Consider the following 5263-nt stretch of genomic DNA (forward strand, 5'->3'; position numbering starts at 1 on the left):
CCCACTTGGTGGGTGTGGATGTTTCTCTTTTACGGAGAGTTTGATCCTGGCTCAGGACGAACGCTGGTGGCGTGCTTAACACATGCAAGTCGAACGGTGAAGCCCAGCTTGCTGGGTGGATCAGTGGCGAACGGGTGAGTAACACGTGAGCAACCTGCCCTCCACTTCGGGATAAGCCTTGGAAACGAGGTCTAATACCGGATATGAGCGCCTGCCGCATGGTGGGTGTTGGAAAGTTTTTCGGTGGGGGATGGGCTCGCGGCCTATCAGCTTGTTGGTGGGGTAATGGCCTACCAAGGCGTCGACGGGTAGCCGGCCTGAGAGGGCGACCGGCCACACTGGGACTGAGACACGGCCCAGACTCCTACGGGAGGCAGCAGTGGGGAATATTGCACAATGGGCGAAAGCCTGATGCAGCGACGCCACGTGAGGGATGACGGCCTTCGGGTTGTAAACCTCTTTCAGCAGGGAAGAAGCGCAAGTGACGGTACCTGCAGAAGAAGCGCCGGCTAACTACGTGCCAGCAGCCGCGGTAATACGTAGGGCGCAAGCGTTGTCCGGAATTATTGGGCGTAAAGAGCTCGTAGGCGGTCTGTCGCGTCTGGTGTGAAATCTCATGGCTCAACTGTGAGCTTGCATCGGGTACGGGCAGACTAGAGTGCTGTAGGGGAGACTGGAATTCCTGGTGTAGCGGTGGAATGCGCAGATATCAGGAGGAACACCGATGGCGAAGGCAGGTCTCTGGGCAGTTACTGACGCTGAGGAGCGAAAGCATGGGGAGCGAACAGGATTAGATACCCTGGTAGTCCATGCCGTAAACGTTGGGCACTAGGTGTGGGGCGGGTTCCACTCGTTCTGTGCCGTAGCTAACGCATTAAGTGCCCCGCCTGGGGAGTACGGCCGCAAGGCTAAAACTCAAAGGAATTGACGGGGGCCCGCACAAGCGGCGGAGCATGCGGATTAATTCGATGCAACGCGAAGAACCTTACCAAGGCTTGACATGTACGAGAAAGCCCCAGAGATGGGGTTCTCTTTGGACACTCGTACACAGGTGGTGCATGGTTGTCGTCAGCTCGTGTCGTGAGATGTTGGGTTAAGTCCCGCAACGAGCGCAACCCTTATCCTATGTTGCCAGCGGGTTATGCCGGGGACTCATGGGAGACTGCCGGGGTCAACTCGGAGGAAGGTGGGGATGACGTCAAATCATCATGCCCCTTATGTCTTGGGCTTCACGCATGCTACAATGGCCGGTACAGAGGGCTGCGATACCGTGAGGTGGAGCGAATCCCAAAAAGCCGGTCTCAGTTCGGATCGGGGTCTGCAACTCGACCCCGTGAAGTCGGAGTCGCTAGTAATCGCAGATCAGCAACGCTGCGGTGAATACGTTCCCGGGCCTTGTACACACCGCCCGTCAAGTCACGAAAGTTGGTAACACCCGAAGCTCACGGCCCAACCCCTTGTGGGAGGGAGTGGTCGAAGGTGGGACTGGCGATTGGGACTAAGTCGTAACAAGGTAGCCGTACCGGAAGGTGCGGCTGGATCACCTCCTTTCTAAGGAGCTCATCTCCATCAGGCCCCGGATACCGGGGTTGCCGGCTGACCCTGTGGGGTCGCTCTTCGGAGTGATGCTGGTGCTGGTGGCAGAGGCCAGGCCCAGGCCGTACGCGTCTGGGGTGGTTGCTCATGGGTGGAACATTGACGAAGAGTCACCGCGTGGTGACTGCTGCTAGTACGCCGGCCCTCGGGTCGGAAGGAACGTGGTGGTCGGACGTTGGTTGGCTTGCCAAGCACACTGTTGGGTCCTGAGGCAACCGGCTGCCTCGCACGCCTGCTCCTGGTGAGCTGGTGGGTGAGGGGTTGAGTGTTTCTGGAAGGACACGGGTCACCGGGTCGTACGCAGATCAGCCGGCTTGCCGGTGTTGGTGTGTACGGGTTGCCTTGGTGGGTTCGTCCGTTGCTTGAGAACTGCATAGTGGACGCGAGCATCTTTGAATTTTTCCAAGACTGTTCTGCTTGTCAGGACATGTTGTCTTGGTTTCTGTGATTGTAGTGTTGCTGAAGTTTTTAAGGGCACATTGGTGGATGCCTTGGCACTAGGAGCCGAAGAAGGACGTTGTAGCCTGCGATAATCCTCGGGGAGTTGGCAGACGAGCTGTGATCCGAGGGTCTCCGAATGGGGGAACCCAGCCGAAGTCATGTTCGGTTACCCGCGCCTGAATGTATAGGGCGTGTGGAGGGAACGTCGGGAAGTGAAACATCTCAGTACCGACAGGAAGAGATATTCCGTGAGTAGTGGCGAGCGAAAGCGGATGAGGCCAAACCGTATGCGTGTCAAGCTGTCAGGCGTTGCGTGTGCGGGGTTGTGGGACCTTCTGACCAGATCTGACAGTCTGGTAGCCAGTAAGAAAGTCGTGTCATAGTCGAACCGGGTTGAATACCGGACCGTAGTGGGTGGGAGTCCCGTAGACGAAATGGTGCGGCCTGGTGGAGGGGATCCCAAGTAGCACGGGGCCCGTGAAATCTCGTGTGAATCTGGCAAGACCACTTGCTAAGCCTAAATACTACCTAGTGACCGATAGCGGACAAGTACCGTGAGGGAAAGGTGAAAAGTACCCCGGGAGGGGAGTGAAATAGTACCTGAAACCGTGTGCCTACAATCCGTCGGAGCCTCCTTGGTAGGGGTGACGGCGTGCCTTTTGAAGAATGAGCCTGCGAGTTAGTGCTCGGTGGCGAGGTTAACCCGTGTGGGGTATCCGTAGCGAAAGCGAGTCCGAATAGGGCGTTTGAGTCGCCGGGTCTAGACCCGAAGCGAAGTGATCTAGCCATGGGCAGGTTGAAGCGCCGGTAAGACGGCGTGGAGGACCGAACCCACCAGGGTTGAAAACCTGGGGGATGACCTGTGGTTAGGGGTGAAAGGCCAATCAAACTTCGTGATAGCTGGTTCTCCCCGAAATGCATTTAGGTGCAGCGTCGCGTGTTTCTTGCCGGAGGTAGAGCTACTGGATGGCTAATGGGCCTCACCAGGTTACTGACGTCAGCCAAACTCCGAATGCCGGTAAGTGCAAGCGCGGCAGTGAGACTGCGGGGGATAAGCTCCGTGGTCGAGAGGGAAACAGCCCAGATCACCGGCTAAGGCCCCTAAGCGTGTGCTCAGTGGGAAAGGATGTGGAGTTGCACAGACAACCAGGAGGTTGGCTTAGAAGCAGCCACCCTTGAAAGAGTGCGTAATAGCTCACTGGTCAAGTGATTCCGCGCCGACAATGTAGCGGGGCTCAAGCACACCGCCGAAGCCGTGGCACTCACATTGCGTTTGATCGCAAGCCCAGCACCAGACTTGTTCTGTGTGTTCAGGTGTGTGGGTGGGTAGGGGAGCGTCGTGTGGGCAGTGAAGTCGCGGAGTGATCCAGCGGTGGAGCCTACACGAGTGAGAATGCAGGCATGAGTAGCGAATGACGGGTGTGAATCCCGTCCGCCGAATGACCAAGGGTTCCAGGGCCAGGTTCATCCGCCCTGGGTAAGTCGGGACCTAAGGCGAGGCCGACAGGCGTAGTCGATGGACAAGGAGTTGATATTCTCCTACCGGCGAAGTACCGCCCATACCGAGTCCGGTGATACTAACCATCCCAAGTCCGCACCGTTGCCTTCGGGTGACATCGCGGGGGAGGCGTGGGACCTGATCCGGTAGTAGGTAAGCGTGTTAACAGGGGTGACGCAGGAAGGTAGCCAGGCGTGGCGATGGTTGTCCACGTCCAAGGTTGTAGCCCGACACCTAGGCAAATCCGGGTGTCATTGAGGGTGAGAGCTGATAGTGACCGTGTATGCGGGAATCTGGTGATCCTATGCTGCCTAGAAAAGCCTCGACGCGAGGGACTAGCCGCCCGTACCCTAAACCGACTCAGGTGGTCAGGTAGAGAATACTAAGGCGATCGAGTGAATCGTGGTTAAGGAACTCGGCAAAATGCCCCCGTAACTTCGGGAGAAGGGGGGCCTGAACCGTTAACCCACTTGCTGGGGGACGCGGGGAGGGCCGCAGAGACCAGGGAGAAGCGACTGTTTACTAAAAACACAGGTCCGTGCGAAGTCGCAAGACGATGTATACGGACTGACGCCTGCCCGGTGCTGGAAGGTTAAGAGGACGGGTTAGCTTCGGCGAAGCCCAGAATTTAAGCCCCAGTAAACGGCGGTGGTAACTATAACCATCCTAAGGTAGCGAAATTCCTTGTCGGGTAAGTTCCGACCTGCACGAATGGCGTAACGACTTCTCCGCTGTCTCAACCGCGAACTCGGCGAAATTGCACTACGAGTAAAGATGCTCGTTACGCGCAGCAGGACGGAAAGACCCCGGGACCTTTACTATAGCTTGGTATTGGTGTTCGGTGCGGTTTGTGTAGGATAGGTGGGAGACTGTGAAGCTCGGGCGCCAGCTCGGGTGGAGTCATTGTTGAAATACCACTCTGATCGCTTCGGATGTCTAACCTCGGTCCGTGATCCGGATCAGGGACAGTGCCTGGTGGGTAGTTTAACTGGGGCGGTTGCCTCCTAAAATGTAACGGAGGCGCTCAAAGGTTCCCTCAGCCTGGTTGGTAATCAGGTGTCGAGTGCAAGTGCACAAGGGAGCTTGACTGTGAGACCGACAGGTCGAGCAGGGACGAAAGTCGGAACTAGTGATCCGGCGGTGGCTTGTGGAAGCGCCGTCGCTCAACGGATAAAAGGTACCCCGGGGATAACAGGCTGATCTTGCCCAAGAGTCCATATCGACGGCATGGTTTGGCACCTCGATGTCGGCTCGTCGCATCCTGGGGCTGGAGTAGGTCCCAAGGGTTGGGCTGTTCGCCCATTAAAGCGGTACGCGAGCTGGGTTTAGAACGTCGTGAGACAGTTCGGTCCCTATCCGCTGCGCGCGTAGGAAACTTGAGAAGGGCTGTCCCTAGTACGAGAGGACCGGGACGGACGAACCTCTGGTGTGCCAGTTGTTCCGCCAGGAGCATGGCTGGTTGGCTACGTTCGGAAGGGATAACCGCTGAAAGCATCTAAGCGGGAAGCCTGCTTCGAGATGAGGTTTCCATACACCTTGTGTGTGAGAGGCACCCAGCAGACCACTGGGTTGATAGGCCGGATGTGGAAGCAGGGACTGAAGACCTGTGGAGCTGACCGGTACTAACCTGCCGATAACTTCACAACCACACTCACATGAGTTAAAAGAAGATTCTTTGTTGTGCTACGCGTCCACTATGCGGTTCCCGAGTCACGGGCACCAACCCTT

General features: G+C 57.2%; 2 rRNA genes. Both read left to right on the top strand.

What is annotated here, in order from left to right:
- Nucleotides 1-28 precede the first annotated feature (28 nt).
- Nucleotides 29-1551 (top strand): 16S ribosomal RNA (locus ACH47X_RS26715).
- A 502-nt stretch (nt 1552-2053) separates the two neighbouring features.
- Nucleotides 2054-5181 (top strand): 23S ribosomal RNA (locus ACH47X_RS26720).
- The 16S and 23S rRNA genes sit together here, the layout of an rRNA operon.
- Nucleotides 5182-5263: the final 82 nt, after the last annotated feature.

Origin of the sequence: Promicromonospora kroppenstedtii (genome assembly GCF_044389675.1) — a bacterium.
Lineage (GTDB): Bacteria > Actinomycetota > Actinomycetes > Actinomycetales > Cellulomonadaceae > Promicromonospora > Promicromonospora kroppenstedtii.